Source organism: Natrinema gelatinilyticum (genome assembly GCF_024266705.1).
Lineage (GTDB): Archaea > Halobacteriota > Halobacteria > Halobacteriales > Natrialbaceae > Natrinema > Natrinema gelatinilyticum.
Genome location: NZ_CP100756.1, coordinates 1,708,877 through 1,725,178, shown reverse-complemented (window position 1 = coordinate 1,725,178; position 16,302 = coordinate 1,708,877). Strand labels below are relative to the sequence as shown.

Genomic DNA, 16,302 nt, shown 5'->3' with positions numbered 1-16,302 from the left:
AAGAGGCGGCAAATATGTCCGTCAGAGTCGATAGGTGTCCGAATTGACCGGTTAGGCAGATCCTTTGTGTGTCGCCATCGAACGGAAGTGCATGGCAACCGACTACGCCAAAGACGTACTCGTCACGGCCGATTGGGTCGAGGACCGGCTCGAGGACTTCCAGAACGACGATTCAGACCTGCGACTCGTCGAAGTCGACGTCGACACGGAGGCCTACGAGGAGGAGCACGCACCCGGCGCGATCGGGTTCAACTGGGAAACCCAGCTCCAGGACCAGGTTACCCGCGACATCCTCTCGAAAGACGATTTCGAAGAACTGCTCGGCAGCCACGGTATCAGCGAGGACTCCACCGTCGTCCTCTACGGGGACAACTCCAACTGGTTCGCCGCCTACACCTACTGGCAGTTCAAGTACTATGGCCACGACGAGGTCTACCTCCTCGACGGCGGCCGCGAATACTGGCTGCAGAACGACTACCCGACCACCGACGAGGAACCCGACTTCTCCGAAACCGAGTACGAGGCAGCCGGTCCGCGAGAGAGCATTCGCGCCTACCGTGAAGACGTCGAAAACGCGATCGAGCGCGGCGTTCCGCTCGTCGACGTTCGCTCGCCCGAAGAGTTCTCCGGCGAAGTACTCGCCCCGCCGGGGCTCCAGGAGACCGCCCAGCGCGGCGGCCACATCCCCGGCGCGAGAAACATCTCGTGGGCCGCCGTGACCAACGACGACGGCACCTTCAAGGGCCGCGAGGAACTCGAGGAACTCTACGCCGACGAGGGCATCGACGGTAACGAGACGACCGTCGCCTACTGCCGTATCGGGGAGCGCTCCTCTGTCGCCTGGTTCGCGCTGCACGAACTGCTCGGTTACGACGACGCCGTCAACTACGACGGGTCCTGGACGGAGTGGGGCAACCTGGTCAACGCACCGATCGAGAAGGGCAGCGCCGAATAAGCGTCGTTTCGGCAGGAAGATACGATCGATCACGCAGCTATTTCTCGATACACTCCAATAGAACGTCAGCACCGCCGCTAGCCGGACTACTCGTCGAAATATTACGCTTCGTATACGTGGTTCGACGCGATATCGTCGGGCCCGACGACCTCGATGTCTCCGGCCGATTCGAGGTCGTTGAGATACGACATCGTCTCTTGGAACGCCAACCGCGTCCGACCGGAGAGATCGCTGTAACTCAGCGTGGTGATCGTCCGGTACCGTGCCGTCCGATCGAGCAGTTTGCGGGCTTCGTCGAGCGACGGACTGGCCGCTTGGGGCGCGAGCGCGGGGTTCAACAGGTCGGCGTGACCGGCGTGGCCCGCGATGAAACCGACGTCGTGGTGTTCGTCGACGAGACTCATCACCGCGTCGTCGTACCGGTTGAGGGGATACGCGAAGTAACTGGCACCGTCTTCGAAGCCGTTACGCTCGAGCCAGTCGATGGCTCCCTGAATCTCGTCTCGCTTGGCCGACTCGCTCCGTCCGGTGAGATCGCTTCCGGTTTTCCCCTGGCTCCCGATCGTCCAGCCCTCGCTCTGGAGGGTCTCGAGTTGGTCCTGGCGAAGGGTGCCAGCACCGCCGACCTCGTCGGTCGGGACGAACGCGGTCGCCGGGAACCCGTACTCGGACAGCGTCGAACGGGCGCGAGTGTAGGCGGTTTCGGTGCCGCCGTCGAACTGCAGGAGGACTTTTCCGGTGTCCGGCCTGGAGACGAAATACAGGTCGTCACACCAGACCCGCGCCTCGCTGTCGCCCGCCCACGTCGAAATTTTGACGTGGACGACCGAGCTCAGGTCCGGCTTTCCGTCGGTGCCGACGACGCCGAGGTCGTGGTGGGCGAGCGGGAGGCCGGGCTCGACTCTCGCCTGGAGGATTAGCCGGTTCCCGTCGGTGTCCGTGAGCTGGACGAACGGGTCGGTGCCCTGATCGGTCGCCAGCGCCAGCGCCGGGAACTCACTGGAGAGATCGCGCGGCTGGTCGAATCGCCGCTTGATCATGGCTCGTCGTTCGCTCAGGGAGGCTGACATGAGGCCAGACTGGTCACCGACGTACGCCCGTTCGGTGTCGAGTTCCAGCGTTCCCTCCATCACCGTCCACATCGAGAGGTCGTCGAAGCGGTCGAACGAGCCGGGCTCTTCGTCGACCGGCTCCTCCGATGAGCCAGAGGGGTCGTCACCATCATCGTCTGTCGATTCGGAATTCGTCAAGGCGGAACAGCCGCCAAGCGTCGCCGCGGCGGCCGTCACGAGGTACGCTCGTCGTTTCATTCCATTCGATGACAGTCTAGATACTGTAATTGTTATGCCGCCACTGGAAATCGGTCGCCAGCCAGTAACTGTTGCCTATCGCCATCCCCAGCCGAGTCGGGTGATCCCCCTCGAGAACGTCTCCGAGTCACATCACGATAGACATAACTCGAGCCCGGTCGAAGCGGACCTCATGACCGATCCGGAGACGTTCGTCGAGACAGTCAGCGAAGAGAACCAGACCGCGCTCTCACGACTCGGGTCGTCGAAGTCGCTGTATGCCGACACCGGCGGCGAGATCGACACCGAACCCGTCCTCGAGGCGACCGCCAACGCTGAATACGCCGCCTGGCAAACGTTCTCCGGGTGGGCCGACGACGAGACCGCAGACGAGGTGCGCGCTGCGTTCGAAGCCACCGCCGACGAAGAGCAGTCCCACTACGAAATCGTCACTGACAAACTCGGTGACGACGAGTACGACCCATCCGACGTTCCGACTCTTCACGAGTATCTCCGCGACCAGAAGGACACCGTCGAACGCGTCGGCGGGTTCGTCGGCCGGATCCTCGCGAGCAAGCGCTCGAAAGACCAGGTCGTCGGCTACTTCGTCGGCGACGCCGACCCCCAGACCGCCAGTCTGTTTCGGGAGTTCGGTGACGATCTGGACGACCAGCTCGAGCGTGCGACCGACCTGCTCGAAACGGTCTGCCGGAGCGACGACGACTGGGAGCGCGCCGAGCAGGCGGCGACGGGCGCGATCCAGGCGGCGTACGACGAGTACGTCGAGACGCTCGAGGGGCTGGGTGCGAACCCAAAACCCGTCTGCTGAACGTACCGATTCGAACGGCGGTCGGCGGAGACCGAACTAGGGCGGCGACGATCCCCGGCGAAAACGCGACTCGGCGGCTCCGACCGCCGTGTGCCGTCGGTCTAGCCGTTAGACGCCCTCGACGGTCTCTCGAAACGCACTGATCGACTCGAGCGCGTCCTCGAGACCCGACGCGACGTCGCCGCCTTCCTCGTCGGCGACCTCGTTCAAAATGTGTTCGTGGCGCGCGAGCTGGCCGTGGTCGGGGCCACGGTCGGCCGTCGCGTACGCCGCGAACTGTTCCGATTGATTCTGAAGACGATCTGTTGCCGCGTCGTCGGACGCTTCGTCCGCTGCTCGTTCGATCGATTCGGCTGCGCTTTTGAGTTCGTCGCGGGCCATAGTTTCCGATATGTTCGGGACCGATAAAACAGTTTCATTACGTGTCGGACTGGCAGGGACGGCGTCTGAACGGCGAGCAGTGTCGGCTCGGACGAAAACGGTGTACGACTCGGACTCAACGCACTTGTTCGATGCGTTGCTCGAGGTCGACGGCCGCTGCGACGTCGGCCGTAATACCGGAGACGGCATCCCGGAAATTCATCCGGTAGCTCCCCGGCCCCGTATACCCGAGGTCGGCTGCACGCTCGCCGGCGATGCCGAACCCGAGCGTGCCGTGGACGGCGGCCGTCGAAGCGTCCGCGATGGCACCGCAGAAGGTCGCGATGGTAACGCCGAGCATGCAGCCAGTTCCGACGACTTCTCCCAGCATCTCGTGGCCGGCGGAGAGCCGGACGGCGCCGTCGGAATCCGCAACGACGTCGTCGATGCCCGAGGCTACGACGATTGAATCCGTCGACTCGGCGAGAGAGCGAGCAGTCCGCTCGATCGATTCGTACTCACCGACCGATTCGACGCCTTTGACTTCTGCCTCGACGCCCGCGAGCGCACTGATTTCACCGTAATTTCCGTTGATGACGGTGAAGTCGATGTCGGAGAGGAGGCTCTCGGCCACTGCCTGACGGGACGGCGTCGATCCGACGCCGACGGGGTCGAGGACGACAGGAATGTTCCGTTCGTTGGCTTTCCGGCCAGCCTCGTGCATCGCTTCGACGCGACCGTCTGGTACCTGACCTGTGTTGATCAGGACCGCGTGTGCGAGATCCGCCATCTCTCCGGCGTCACCGAACGAGTCGGCCATCACTGGTAACCCCCCCCAGTGGAGCGTCACGTTCGCGACGTCGTTGATCGTCACCGTATTGGTCAGCGACTGCACGAGCGGTTCTTGCTCTCGGACCGTCTGGACCGAGTCTGCGAGGTCGCCTGCAGCGGTGTCAGTCACACTCATTCTGAAGGAGTTCCGGTATCGACGGCCTTCGGCGTTTCGACGGCGGTCGCAAGCGTTTCGGTCGCGATTCGCGGATCCGCGGCCGCCGTGATCTCGCTGATGACCGCCACGCCAGCCGCACCCGCCGCCACCACAGGACCGGCGTTGTCGGCCGTGATGCCGCCGATACCGACGATCGGAATCGAGACCGCGTCGGCGATCTTGGCGATCCGTTCCGGGCCGATTCCGTCTCTCTCGTCGACGATCTCTTTCGAGGACGTTCCGTAGACGGCTCCGACGCCGAGGTAATCCGCCCCCTCGGCTTCCGCCTGACGGGCCTCCGCGACCGTGGACGTCGAACAGCCGACGGTCGCGTCCGAGCCCAGCAGGTCCCGGGCGGCCGAGATCGGCAGATCCGACTGCCCGACGTGGACGCCATCGGCGTCGATCGCGCGCGCGATGTCGACCCGATCGTTGACGATCAGGTCGACGCCCGCCTCCGCCGTCAATTCGCGCAGTTCGTGACCGAGTTCGTACCGCAATCGGGCACTCGAGTCCTTCTCGCGGAGTTGGACGGCGTCGACTCCACCGTCGATAGCCTCGCGGACGATCTCCGGCGTCGATCGGTCGCCCGAAAGTGACGCCTGCGTCACGAGATAGGTTCGCCAGTTCGAGGGATTCATGTGGAATACCAGTCGGTAGTCGCACAAAGCGGCTTCGGTCGCTCGAACGAACCGCCAGGCGATGCGGATGCGGAACCAGTGTTCGTGATAATTTTGGCCCCGGCGCCGCGTTCGAAGCGTGACGCTACTGCGGTAGTTCGTCCGACCGCTACGACGATAGCTGCAGGAACGCCTCACCTGACCGCACGAGCGATTCCCAATCGTCGTCCTCACGTACGGCCGGAAGCGCGCGCACCCGCTCCGGCGTCTCGGGCTTCTCGGCGATCGGTCGCCGCCACCAGGCCACGTCCCACCACTCCCCATCCGTGTGGCCCATCGCTGGGAACTCGACCAGACGGTCGAACCCCAGCGCCTCGTGGAAGCGCTCCGTTTCGGGATTGGGGACCGTCGTCACCGCGTAGGCGTCGTGAATCCCCTGTCGCTCGAGGACGGCGAACAGCGATTCGTACAGCGCCCGACCGATGCCCGACCGGCGCGTCGCGTCGGCCACGTAGACCGACAGTTCGACGATCCAGTCGTAGGCACGGCGCTCGCGAAGTGGCCCTGCGTACGCGTAGCCGAGTATCTCGCCGTCGTCCTCACAGACCAGCCACGGATGCCGCCCGAGCGTCGATTCGATCCGGTCGGCCAGTTCGATCTCGGAAGGCGGGGTTTCCTCGAAGGTGACGGCCGTCGACTCGCAGAAGGGCGCGTAAATGGTACGGACGGCGGCCGCGTCCGCCGGCGTCGCGACTCGAATACGGACGTCGGATGCCATATTGGCGGTCCTCGCTCTCGAACGATAAATTCGCTGAAACGGATCCAAAATGAGATCATCGTCCTGCCCGCGGCGAACGTCGGACCAGAACGACAGCATCGTAAGTCATAGTGTGCACGGAACGTATCTGACGCGTAATGCGAGAAGCGACCGGTGGCCAAGAGACGAGCGCCTCGGGCCGACCGGCCCGAGCGGAGGGCAACCACTGACCAATGGCGGACCTGGTCGGGATTTTCTCATCCGCGGTCGGGCCGATCGTCGCCATCGCGGGCGTGGGCTACGTCCTCGCCACCGTCAAGGATCTCGATCCGGAGCCGCTGAACACGGCCGTCGTCTACGTGCTAGCACCCGCGCTGGTGTTTCACAGTCTCGCCGTCACGGAACTCGAGACGACGACACTCCTGCGGGTCGCGGTCGGAATCGCCGCGTTCACGGCCGTGATGTGGGCGATCGCCGAGACCGCCGGACGCATCGTCGGCGAGCGGGAACCGGCGTTGAGCGGGCTCGTACTGGTCGCGATCTTCTGTAACTCGGGGAATCTTGGCATTCCCGTCTCCGATTTCGCATTCGGGGAAATCGGCCGCCAGACGGCCGTTCTCTTCCTTTCGGTCCAATCTGTGTTGATGTACACAGTCGGCGTCTACGTCGCCTCCCGGAGCAGCGGTTCCGCTGGCCTCGAGGGCGTTCGGCGGGTGTTCTATATCCCGCTCGTCTACGCCGTCGCCGCCGCGCTGATCGCGCGGTCTCTGAATCTGGTTCCGTCCGCCGAGACCGCGAGCATGGAGACGCTCCAGTTGGTCGGTGAAGCCTCGATACCGCTGATGCTGCTCATCCTCGGAATCCAGCTCGCGCGCTCGGACACCGCCGCCGCCGTTTCACGGGCGTGGCCCGCCACCGCCCTCAAACTCGGCGTCGCCCCCATCGTCGGCCTTGGAATCGCGCTCGTCCTCGGGTTCCAGGACCCGACGGTCGCTCGCGTGTTCGTTCTCGAGACCGCCATGCCGGCGGCAGTGACGCCGCTGATTCTCGTCATCGAATTCGCCGACGGCTCGCGATCGGGAGGGGTCCTCGTCTCGGAGTACGTCTCGACCTGCGTGTTCCTCACCACGGTGCTCTCGATTCCGGCACTCACCCTCGTGATCGCGATTTTGCAGTCCGGCGTGGTGATCTGACTCCGAAACGGATAGGAGACAGAAAACGATGGCGTTTCATCACTCGTCGTCGGCGTGAGCGTCGCTGACCGGTGGTGCACTGATTCCGAGTACCGTTGCACTGGCGTCGGCATCGTGGTCGTCCGGTCGGATGGCCGGACGAACGGTACGTACCGAGTGACTATGGGAACGCATTCGCCACCCACCACGGATTGACAGGCCAGAGAGTCACTCGGCCAAGTATATGCGTTCCGTGTAACCTACAGCTTGCGAATTCTCGCTGTATCTCAGTCTCCCCGAGGTGTCCACCGAGGACTAGTAACGTTTGTGGGTCCGTTTCGACCGAACGACCGGAGCCTGCCGTTCGAATACGTTTCCAGTAGCTAGTGGGAAGTGAACGAAGCGTCGCCAGACGTGTCGACGCAAACGACGCGTCGCGATGGACGTGATCGCCGCAGTACGCGCACTGTCTCATAGCGGCGGTTTTTCATTCTCGGCCGGCGGTGAGCGCGCACCGCGTCTCTGCCACGGCGGTAAAAAAGCGAACTCGTCGGGCCGCTCTCAGGTCGAGGGCTTGATATTCTGGTTCACGTCGAAGCGGTTCTCCGGATCGTACTTGTCTTTCACCGCGACCAACCGTTCGTACGCCGCTCCGAACGTGGTTTGAACGAGTTCATCGTTGTCCTCCAGAAAACCCGGAAAATTCAGGTAGACTGAACCGTCGGAGAACTGCCGCATGTCGGCCAGGCAATCGCGGACCCACTCCACGTTGGCGTCGTCTCGCTCAGGGTCTTGCCAGTTCGCCTCGACACCGAGGAGGAACGGCGCATGCCTGCCCGCGAAGGAACTCTCGTCGACACCGACGTCCGCGATTGCGCCCCCCAGTTGCCAGATGTCAACGGTCGCTAACGGGGACGGGGCGGTGTCAGCCCAATACCTGATTCGGTCGATGGCCGGTTCAGAGAGGCCGTCGAGGTACAGCGATTTCCAGTAGTACCGCATCCCCGAGGGATAGTCTTCGTCGAGCGTTCGCTGGAACTCGGCGTACGGAACCGTCCCGCTGACGTCGGCAATCGGCTCGGCGAGTTCTCGCAGGGGTGCGAGCGCCCCTTCGCCTTCCGAAGCCGGTCCCGAGTAACATCCCAAGAACCCGATCTTGAGGTCGTCTACGACGTCTTCTGAGAAGAGGTTCTCGTCGGGCATCGTCCCGAGAGATGTAAGCGTGCTAACCTCGTCCGGCGCTGCTGAAACGTACTCGCGATACGCCTGCAGACAGTCAGCCGCCCGATCTCCCGGATAGAAGACGAAACAGGTCGCAACGTCTGGCCCAACGGGGTGGAGATCGAACTCGAAGTCGGTCACGACGCCGAAATTACCGCCACCACCGCGAAGCGCCCAAAAGAGCTCCGAGTGTTCGTCCCTGCTGGCGGTTAGAAACTCGCCGTTTGCCGTGACGAGTTCGACGGACGCGAGGTTGTCGCAGGTCAGGCCGTACTTACACCGGAGGTGACCGATGCCGCCCCCGAGCGTGAGCCCCGCGACCCCCGTGTCCGAGACGACACCGCCGGGTGTCGCCAGGCCGAATGCCTGGGTCTCGTGGTCGACGTCGGCCCACGTCGCACCGGCCTGTACCCACGCCTTCCGTTCGTCGGGGTTGACCCGGACGCCCGTCATTTCTGAAAGATCGATGACGAGCCCATCATCACAAACCGCCGTGCCGGCGACGTTGTGGCCGCCACCCCGAATGGCTACGCGAAGCCCGTTTTCTCGGGCGAAGTCGACCGATCGAATAACGTCCGCCGTGCCTCGACACCTGACGATCAGCGTCGGATATCTGTCGATCATCCCGTTCCAGACCGCCCGTGCGTCGTCGTAGGCACCGTCACCGGACCGGATCACGTCTCCGTTGACGTCACTTCGAAACTGGTCGATCCGTTCGTCACCGAGGGTCAGTTGTCCCATGGACGTCCGATCGGTTGCAGACCTATTGGCCTCACTCACTGAGAGGAGTTCGTCCGAATACGCACGATTCACGTCGTGAACTGTCTCTCACGCCACGTACGAGATAGAGTTACAATCCGTGCCATCGTTCCGTACACCGGTGACTCGCTGTGGGATTCAAAGAGGACGAACACATGGCCGACGAGGAACGCCCACCACCCGGTTCTCCCGTCTTGGAAGCCATCCTGGAGAACGCACGGAACCACCAATATCTCGGACGGCGACTCGACGCGACGGGCGACCGTGTCGACACGGATCTTCTCGGTGACATCGTGCGACACGGACCGGTTCTGGAAGCCCTCCGCGCAGAACCGCTCGACCGCCGGGAGATCGAAGCGCAACTGGACGTCTCGCGTGCGACGAGCCACCGCTTCACGCAGTGGCTCGGCGAGCAGGGTTTCGTAGAGAAGGATGAAGGCCGATTTCAGCTGACGGGTCGGGGCGAAGCCGTTGCGGACGAGGTGCTTCGGTTCGAGGCGAACGTACACACCGTCCACCGACTGGCGCCACTGCTGGACGTCATCTGTGAGGACCACCAGGAATTCGTCATCGAGCCGTTCGTGGATGCGAAGATCACACCCGCCGAACCGGACAACCCATATCAACCGATCGAGCGGTTCATGTCCTTGCTCGGCGAGTCGGAGACCCTGCGGGGGTTCAATACCACGCACATGGCGCCGCTCGTTCTCGGGGAGTTTCACCAGCAGATCTTCGAGAAGACCGATACCGAGATCGTCTATCTGCCCGTAATCATCGAAAAACTTCTCGAGACGTACCCAGAGCGGGCCCGAGAGGCGATCGACCGCGGGCATTTGTCACTCCGAACGCGCGATGAGCTCCCGTACGGCCTCGCGATCTTCGACGAGCGCGTCGGGATGGGCGGGTACGATGAAACGACCGGACTCATGCAGGTCTTCGTCGATACGGACGCACCGATTGCCTACGAGTGGGCAAACAGGGTCTACGACTCGGTCAGAGCGGATTCAGAGCCGCTGGTCGATCGACCGGATTCGTCTCTTTGACATCCTCCTCCGCGTGAACGCGGAGGAATCCTGAGCGGTGGAGATTTCAGGTGTGCAGTTCCACCGACCCCCGACACGGTGCGAATCCGTGCGGGAGTCACGGACTGTGGCGGGTGGGACTGCTGGGAGTGCCAAGCCCCCGGTACTCCTATCCTCGACCGTGGTCGACCCTCGTGGTTGTTTGTGCCCGGCGAGGGTCGAGTGGGCTTCGACAGACTCGGAGTTACGTTCCGTGGTGCTTCCAGCAGTCGACTCCGCATCACCCCTGTGAGGGGTGGGCGGTCATCAACTGGTTCCGATTATTGTCTGATTGCCTGGGGCGGGCAGGCCGCCATCGTCGGACTGGCGGGAATCACTCTATTCCCTGCCTGATTCCTGCGCCATCATAGAATTACTTCCTACTTCAATGTGTGGAAAAGAAATATCGGACTGGTCATCGAAGTGTGGATTCCGTCCGAGTTGTCGGATTCATCCCGCGCCGAAACGCGCGGGTATTCTCCTCGCATCTCTACGAGTCCGTATCGACGCTCCGTGCGCCGATCTCGGTATTGAACGCCAGGCCGAAGCGATTTCGACGGTTCGATTCGACGAGAGATCGGCCTCGAGTCGGGGCCGACTCGAGGTCAGTGGCCCTGATCGTGGGGATTTAGCGCCGTGCCGTAGTTCTCCGCGTGGTCGGTGTAGTCGATGAATCGGGGCGCGTCCGGGTCGAACGGGCGCTCTAAGCTCTCGAAGGCCTTCTTCTTGTCCCAGCCCTGGAGTTTGCCGACCGCACTCCGATCTTCCAGGTCGTGGTAGTCGAGTGTGGGCTCGGTCAGCTCCCAGGCGTTCATCCCCCGTTCGGTGCGGATGATGACGCTCGAGTACTCGTCGGACGAGCCGACGGAGCCGACGGTGATGTCCGAACAGAAACCGGTGAAGTCGGCACACTCGTCACAGCCCTTGAGTGCGGCATCGTGGAAGTTTTCGATATCCTCCTCTATGATCATCTCGCCGTCGTGACCGTAGACCATCATCTTGCCGTGAAGGACGTCCATCTTGCCGATCTCGTCGGGCGAGACATCACGTTTTTCCTCGAGTTGCTCGCCCATGAGGCTGTAGTAGTTGAAGTTCTTGGTACACATCAGCGCGATCGTGTAGTCGACCGCACGGATGCCCTCGTTCTGGGCCTGGTAGTCCCACTCGAAGTCCTGGAGGGCGCGGATGCCCTCGATCTCGCAGGGGGTGCCCACGATCGCGAGGCTGATGTCGTCCCAGTCTTTGTCGGGGAGCTTGTGCTCCCACCGATCGAGATCGAGGTTGCCGAGCGCGAGCGTCTGGTTGTAGACAGTACCGGCGTTCTCGATGAGTTCCTCGGTCGTCGTCGCGAGGTAGCTTTCGGCCTTCCAGGCCTCTTCATCGCTCTCGGTAGCGACGAGCGCACCGTCGATCTCGCCCTCCTCGAGCAGCGTCGCGAGGATGCCAGTGACGACGCCGCCATCTTGTGCCCCGTCGGTCCAGTCGTCGTCGACCTTCGCGGAGAACTCCGTGATCGGATCGCCGGCGCCTTTGACGTTGTCCTCGCCGCCGGTGATTTTCCACTGGCGCTCGTACCGGAGGCCGCCGCGGGGACAGAAGTCCCAGCAGAGCGAACAGCCGGTGCACATCTTGACCAGTTTCGGCAGTCCGTCGTCGCCGACGCCGATCGAGTCGGAGGGACAGGCGGCGACGCACGTCCCGCACTGGATACAGCGGTCTGCGTCGATGACGGCCTCGTCCAGTTCCATGAACCAGGTCTTCTCGTCGGGCGTCTCGATGTCGTTCATTTGCGACCGGATCGAGTACTCGGGGGTGTCGAGGTCGACACCGTCCGGAATTCCGACGCGCGTGTCCGGCGACCCATTGTCGACGTCCTGACTAACGTTTTCGGCAGGCTTCGTAAACTCGAGGTCGCCGAGGTCGCCCATCTCGTCGACGTTGGCGACGCCGGCACCGTCAGTAGCAACTGGCGGGGTCTCAAGCTCGGCATCGGCACCGGTCTTCTCGCCGCAGGTGCAGGTATCGGGCGAGCAGCTGTTACCGTCAGCGCCACCGGCTGTGGCGATAGCTCCCGCTCGAGCGTGATCGGTGTTCTCCCGGGAACGGGGTGCACCACCGGCCGTATCCGGAACGATGACGGCGTCGTCATCGTCGTCCGATGCGGGGACGCGAGGGACCCGGCGCTCGTCGCCGTCGTCAGTCCCCATGGGCAACACCTCGGGCGACCGGCGCGTCGGCCCCTTGCATGATCGTCCGGAGCCGGTCGTTGTCGACGCGACGGCACCAGTGGTAGAACTTCTCGCTGTCCTTGCGGTCCTCGGCGTAGGCATCGAACAGTTGCTCTAAAGCCGGAATCACGGACTCCGCAGGCACGGCGTTCTCCACCCAATCGAGGAATTCGTTATCCGCACCGAGCGAACCGCCGAGACCGAAGTCCATCCCCTCGACGATGTCGGACTCGCCATCTTCGTCGAGTTTGACGGTCTCGCCGCGGAAGCCGATGTCGGCGATCTGGGGTTGGGCGCAGGACGCCGAGCAGCCAGACATGTGCATCCGGATGGCCTCGATGTCGTCGGGAACGTCGATGCGTTCGTCGAGCTCGCGGGCCCAGCGCTTTGTGCGCTTTTTCGTCTCGATGATCGCGTAGTTACAGAACTCGCTGCCTGTACAGCCGACCGCACCTCGAGAGAACGGCCCCGGGTCGGGGCTGTACTCCCGAGCGAATGGTTCCGCGAGAAGGTCGTCGACGTTCTCCTCGGGGATGTGGGTGATGAGGAAGTTCTGATCCGTGGCCAGGCGAACGGAGGCGTCCTCCGTGCCGTACATCCGAGCGGCGCGAGCAGCCGCTGCGAACTCGTCGCCGCCCATGCGACCGGCGATGACGTTGAAACCGACGTATTTCAGTCCGTTCTGTTTCTGATCGTGGACGCCGACGTGATCGCCCTGGTAGCCGACGGTCAGGTTTCGACCGGCGGCGGGCAGTTCGATCGTACAGCGGTCGCGAATCGCTTCCTCAAATTGCTCGGGGCCCAGCTGCTCGACGAGATAGCGCATACGGCAGACGCCGCGGTTATTTCGATCGCCGAGTTCCTTGAACGTCTGGGCGACGGCGCGGCAGAATTCGACGGCGTCTTCCGGTTTGACAAACACGTCGAGTTCCGAGCACATGCGCGGTCCGTCGGAGAGGCCGCCGCCGACGCGGGCGTGAAAGCCGTAGCAGTAGGCCCCGTCGATTTCCTTTTTCGCCGGGACGAGTCCGATATCGTTGATCTGGGACTGCGCACAGTCGTGGGCGCAGCCAGTGATCGTCATCTTGAACTTCCGCGGCAGGTTGGCGTACTCGCGGTTCTCGGTGAAAAAGTCCGAGACTGCCTCGATGACCGGCTGTGCGTTGAAACACTCGTGGTCGTCGAGGCCGGCGGCGGGACAGCCGAGCACGTTCCGGGCCGAATCGCCACAGCCTTGGACGGTCGTCAGGCCGACCTCGTCGTAGCGCTCCCACATCTCGGGTACATCCTCGACTCGGATCCAGTGTTTCTGGATGTCCTGTCGGGTCGTGATGTCGAGATAGGCGTCACCCCACAGTTCGTTCTGTTCTTCACCGCCGTACTCCTCGGGGGCGACGGCGAGGTCGTCGGTGACGTCACCGATCACCTCGGCCTGTTCCGGCGTCAAATACCCTCCCGGTACCTTCGTGCGGATCATGAAGTAGCCCTCCTGCTTCTGGGCGTACATGCCGGCCCACTTGAGCCGCTCCCACTCGCCACCGCCGGCCCGATCCTCGATCTCCTCGAACGAGAGGGTCTCCTCGGCGTATTCGTAGACGTCGTCGATGACGTCGAGGGGATGTTTCTCCTGTTTGTGTTCTTCGACTGTGTTCACACGGACCACCTCGCAGCTCGATCGGAGTCAAGAGAACCGACGCTATCACAGTTCTTGTGGATCATTGGGTATCGCATGATACCCCCCCATCCCTATACAGGCCAGCAACTCGGCGAATCATGTCGTGGGTCGTTTTCACCAGTAAATTTTGCCCCTCGCATTCGGTCGCCGTCAATCGGGACGACCGAAAACGCTGTTAGTAGATCGGAATACGCCGTCCGATGAAAATCACCGTCCTGGTCGCGTCGGTGATAACGGCAATCATCCCCGGTAGCCCGTGATCGCGTACTGCGCCGACCGGCGCAGACGTATCAGCGACCAGCTAGTTGAAGCACTCGACGAGATCACCCTCCTGTCGCGGATCGGGTGAGAACGTCGGTTGATCGGCGATACCGTCGTACCGCGCTCGAAGGGCGATTCTATCGTCGAAATAATACGTGACGCGAGTACCCCACTCGTCGTTCGGAGACGAGTGTCTGGTCCGCGTCGTCAGATTGTAGATAATCGACACCAGGACAGCGCTCTCGCCCGTGGACGAATCGATACGGGACGCTTGCCAGGTGCTGCGGCGAAGTTCGAAGACCCGGGTCACTGAGCCGTACCTGGCGAGAAACGCGTTCTGTCGATATGAGCGTTCGAATTCCGTGGCGTACGCAACTGCACCGTCTCGGAGCGTCGCCGACGAGCGACCCGGTCGACCAGGTCGCAGCGTCGCCGACGAGCGACGCGGTCGACCACCTTCCTCACCAGAGAGCAAGTCCGACGGCGGATCCGGATACGGTCTCAGCTCGAGCCCGTCAGTAGCAAGCGGTACGACCGGGGTAGGACGCATGACCTCGCCGCATTGATAGCTATCGTCGGGGACGAGACCCGACTTAAGCGGCAGCGCGTTCCCGTCGGACGAGGCGCGCTGAAAGCCGCCCGTCACCGCCGCTATGGACGTCGCAAACGACGCGAGGAGGGCACGTCGAGACCGAGGACGGTTCATACAAGAACGTCTCAGACGGACAGTAAGTGTCTTCCGAAATGGCAGACACCTGAAGGGGCGCTGATCGACTGGGACCGCCTTACTCGTCGGCGAGCAGTCGCTCGACCATTTCGTCCGGGTCGAACCGCTCCAGGTCGTCGTAGCCCTGTCCGACTCCAAGAAACAGGATCGGTTTCCCGGTGACGTGGGCGACCGAAATCGCGGCACCGCCGTTGGAATCGGCGTCGGCTTTCGTCAGGATCGCCCCGTCGATTTCGGCGGCTTCGTCGAATTCGCGCGCGCGATTGACCGCGTCCTGGCCGGCGACCGCTTCGTCGACGAACAGCGTCATATCCGGACCGACGACGCGATCGATCTTCTCGAGCTGGTCCATCAATCCCTCGTTGGTGTGGAGTCGACCTGCGGTGTCACCGAGGACGATGTCGACGTCGTTGGCCGCCGCGTATTCGACGGCGTCGTACAGCACCGCCGCGGGATCGCCGCCCTGTTCGTGACTGATGCACTTCGTGTCCAGGGCGTTGGCGTGTTCCTGAATCTGCTCGTTGGCTCCCGCGCGGTAGGTATCACCGTTTGCCATCACGGTCGAGTATCCTCGCTCCTCGAAGTACCGGCTCATCTTGGCGATCGACGTAGTCTTTCCGACGCCGTTGACGCCGGTGAAGATGATGGTGACGGGTCTGTCCTCGATCGCGATCCGCTCATCGAAGTCGAACTGGCCGACACTGATCACGTCGTAGATCGCATCGTGTAGCGCCTCTTCGACGACTTCGCCCGTCGAGGTCGTAAAGGTCCGCGTCTCGCCGATCAACTCGCCGCGGATGTTGTCGAGAATCTCTTCGGCGACACCCATCTCGACGTCGCTCGAGAGCAACGCCAGCTCGAGTTCGTGCAACGGGCCCTCGAGGTCCTCTTCCTCGATGACGAACTTCCCCTTCACGAGAGAGCGTGCTTTGGCACCGAACCCGGTCGAAGAACCGTTATTATCGCTTTCGTCTCCGGTTTTGGCTTCGTCATCGTCGGCCGTCTCGTCCTCGTCGGCGGCCGTTTCGTCCAACTCTGTCTCCGGTTCGTCGGATTCCTCGACGAAACTGGTCTCGGCTGGGGCCGACCGTTCGTTCGCCGTCGGTTCCTGGCCTGCAGCGGCGCCCGACTCGAGGTCGGCTTCGGCTTCGGTGTCAGCCGTCGCCGCAGTCACAGTCTCTGGTGTTCGGCCCTCCGCCAGATCGCGGGCAGTTTCGGCGGCTTCCGTCTCCGTCTCCGTCTCCGTCGATGGCGAGGCGGAATCGGGGGAATCGACGTCCTCGAGTTCCGCTTCGTCGAGTTCTTCGGCCTTCTCTTCGGCAGCTTCTTCGGCGTCTTCACGGAAGCTTCCAAATTTCTCCTTCAGATTATCGAACATGGGAGTCGAGTGAGGACCGACG

Annotated in this window: 15 protein-coding genes; 4 read left to right on the top strand and 11 right to left on the bottom strand. The window is 62.9% G+C overall.

Going from position 1 to position 16,302, the window contains the following annotated elements; genetic code table 11:
- Positions 1-91: 91 nt before the first annotated feature.
- The gene (locus tag NJU76_RS08430; RefSeq protein WP_254532311.1) at positions 92-955 is read left to right on the top strand and encodes a sulfurtransferase; all 864 of its coding nucleotides are present in this window, start codon (positions 92-94) and stop codon (positions 953-955) included.
- 101 nt (positions 956-1,056) lie between these two features.
- Here NJU76_RS08430 and NJU76_RS08425 read toward each other — a convergent pair whose 3' ends face one another.
- Complete coding sequence (locus tag NJU76_RS08425) at positions 1,057-2,265, bottom strand: polysaccharide deacetylase family protein (protein WP_254532310.1); 1,209 nt, start codon at positions 2,263-2,265, stop codon at positions 1,057-1,059.
- 172 nt (positions 2,266-2,437) lie between these two features.
- On the opposite strand from NJU76_RS08425, the gene NJU76_RS08420 reads away from it, so the two are divergent.
- Complete coding sequence (locus tag NJU76_RS08420) at positions 2,438-3,073, top strand: rubrerythrin family protein (RefSeq protein WP_254532441.1); 636 nt, start codon at positions 2,438-2,440, stop codon at positions 3,071-3,073.
- 108 nt (positions 3,074-3,181) lie between these two features.
- Here the strand turns inward: NJU76_RS08420 and NJU76_RS08415 are convergent, their stop codons facing one another.
- The 4 genes from NJU76_RS08415 to NJU76_RS08400 form a co-directional block, all read right to left on the bottom strand.
- Entirely contained in the window at positions 3,182-3,454 is a 273-nt protein-coding gene (locus tag NJU76_RS08415) for a DUF7553 family protein (protein ID WP_254532309.1), read from the bottom strand.
- 115 nt (positions 3,455-3,569) lie between these two features.
- Positions 3,570-4,400, bottom strand: coding sequence for a hydroxyethylthiazole kinase (gene thiM / locus NJU76_RS08410; RefSeq protein ID WP_254532308.1), 831 nt, complete (start codon positions 4,398-4,400; stop codon positions 3,570-3,572).
- Positions 4,397-5,062, bottom strand: coding sequence for a thiamine phosphate synthase (thiE, locus tag NJU76_RS08405; RefSeq protein ID WP_254532307.1), 666 nt, complete (start codon positions 5,060-5,062; stop codon positions 4,397-4,399). Before thiE ends, thiM begins: the two co-directional genes overlap by 4 nt.
- Positions 5,063-5,210: 148 nt before the next feature.
- Positions 5,211-5,819, bottom strand: a complete 609-nt coding sequence (locus NJU76_RS08400; protein ID WP_254532306.1) for a GNAT family N-acetyltransferase — start codon at positions 5,817-5,819, stop codon at positions 5,211-5,213.
- Positions 5,820-6,031: 212 nt separating this feature from the next.
- On the opposite strand from NJU76_RS08400, the gene NJU76_RS08395 reads away from it, so the two are divergent.
- Positions 6,032-6,991: an AEC family transporter gene (locus NJU76_RS08395; RefSeq protein ID WP_254532305.1), complete on the top strand. Its 960-nt coding sequence runs from the start codon at positions 6,032-6,034 to the stop codon at positions 6,989-6,991.
- 39 nt (positions 6,992-7,030) lie between these two features.
- On the opposite strand, the gene NJU76_RS26540 is transcribed toward NJU76_RS08395, so the two are convergent.
- Together NJU76_RS26540 and NJU76_RS08390 are read right to left on the bottom strand one after the other, a co-directional pair.
- Positions 7,031-7,165: a hypothetical protein gene (locus tag NJU76_RS26540; RefSeq protein ID WP_256566647.1), complete on the bottom strand. Its 135-nt coding sequence runs from the start codon at positions 7,163-7,165 to the stop codon at positions 7,031-7,033.
- A 366-nt stretch (positions 7,166-7,531) separates the two neighbouring features.
- The gene (locus NJU76_RS08390; protein ID WP_254532304.1) at positions 7,532-8,932 is read right to left on the bottom strand and encodes an FAD-binding oxidoreductase; all 1,401 of its coding nucleotides are present in this window, start codon (positions 8,930-8,932) and stop codon (positions 7,532-7,534) included.
- A gap of 173 nt (positions 8,933-9,105) precedes the next feature.
- Here NJU76_RS08390 and NJU76_RS08385 point away from each other — a divergent pair, with 173 nt between their 5' ends.
- A complete protein-coding gene (locus tag NJU76_RS08385) occupies positions 9,106-9,993 on the top strand; it encodes a helix-turn-helix transcriptional regulator (protein ID WP_254532439.1) in 888 nt (295 codons plus the stop codon).
- A 623-nt stretch (positions 9,994-10,616) separates the two neighbouring features.
- On the opposite strand, the gene NJU76_RS08380 is transcribed toward NJU76_RS08385, so the two are convergent.
- The 4 genes from NJU76_RS08380 to ftsY form a co-directional block, all read right to left on the bottom strand.
- Positions 10,617-12,218 carry a Coenzyme F420 hydrogenase/dehydrogenase, beta subunit C-terminal domain gene (locus NJU76_RS08380; protein WP_254532303.1) on the bottom strand — a complete coding sequence of 534 codons (1,602 nt, stop codon included), beginning with the start codon at positions 12,216-12,218 and terminating at the stop codon, positions 10,617-10,619.
- On the bottom strand, positions 12,208-13,893 hold the full coding sequence (locus NJU76_RS08375) for a nitrite/sulfite reductase (RefSeq protein ID WP_254532302.1): 1,686 nt from the start codon (positions 13,891-13,893) through the stop codon (positions 12,208-12,210). The genes NJU76_RS08380 and NJU76_RS08375 overlap by 11 nt, the downstream gene beginning before the upstream one ends.
- A gap of 322 nt (positions 13,894-14,215) precedes the next feature.
- A complete protein-coding gene (locus NJU76_RS08370) occupies positions 14,216-14,881 on the bottom strand; it encodes a hypothetical protein (RefSeq protein ID WP_254532301.1) in 666 nt (221 codons plus the stop codon).
- Between the two features lie 79 nt (positions 14,882-14,960).
- A complete protein-coding gene (ftsY, locus tag NJU76_RS08365) occupies positions 14,961-16,280 on the bottom strand; it encodes a signal recognition particle-docking protein FtsY (protein WP_254532300.1) in 1,320 nt (439 codons plus the stop codon).
- Positions 16,281-16,302 lie beyond the last annotated feature (22 nt).

Bases quoted from the DNA above. Each gene is read 5' to 3' on its own strand.
- NJU76_RS08430 (WP_254532311.1), top strand. From the start codon at position 92: ATGGCAACCGACTACGCCAAAGACGTACTCGTCACGGCCGATTGGGTC.
- NJU76_RS08425 (WP_254532310.1), bottom strand. From the start codon at position 2,265: ATGAAACGACGAGCGTACCTCGTGACGGCCGCCGCGGCGACGCTTGGC.
- NJU76_RS08420 (WP_254532441.1), top strand. From the start codon at position 2,438: ATGACCGATCCGGAGACGTTCGTCGAGACAGTCAGCGAAGAGAACCAG.
- NJU76_RS08415 (WP_254532309.1), bottom strand. From the start codon at position 3,454: ATGGCCCGCGACGAACTCAAAAGCGCAGCCGAATCGATCGAACGAGCA.
- thiM (WP_254532308.1), bottom strand. From the start codon at position 4,400: ATGAGTGTGACTGACACCGCTGCAGGCGACCTCGCAGACTCGGTCCAG.
- thiE (WP_254532307.1), bottom strand. From the start codon at position 5,062: ATGAATCCCTCGAACTGGCGAACCTATCTCGTGACGCAGGCGTCACTT.
- NJU76_RS08400 (WP_254532306.1), bottom strand. From the start codon at position 5,819: ATGGCATCCGACGTCCGTATTCGAGTCGCGACGCCGGCGGACGCGGCC.
- NJU76_RS08395 (WP_254532305.1), top strand. From the start codon at position 6,032: ATGGCGGACCTGGTCGGGATTTTCTCATCCGCGGTCGGGCCGATCGTC.
- NJU76_RS26540 (WP_256566647.1), bottom strand. From the start codon at position 7,165: ATGCGTTCCCATAGTCACTCGGTACGTACCGTTCGTCCGGCCATCCGA.
- NJU76_RS08390 (WP_254532304.1), bottom strand. From the start codon at position 8,932: ATGGGACAACTGACCCTCGGTGACGAACGGATCGACCAGTTTCGAAGT.
- NJU76_RS08385 (WP_254532439.1), top strand. From the start codon at position 9,106: ATGGCCGACGAGGAACGCCCACCACCCGGTTCTCCCGTCTTGGAAGCC.
- NJU76_RS08380 (WP_254532303.1), bottom strand. From the start codon at position 12,218: ATGGGGACTGACGACGGCGACGAGCGCCGGGTCCCTCGCGTCCCCGCA.
- NJU76_RS08370 (WP_254532301.1), bottom strand. From the start codon at position 14,881: ATGAACCGTCCTCGGTCTCGACGTGCCCTCCTCGCGTCGTTTGCGACG.
- ftsY (WP_254532300.1), bottom strand. From the start codon at position 16,280: ATGTTCGATAATCTGAAGGAGAAATTTGGAAGCTTCCGTGAAGACGCC.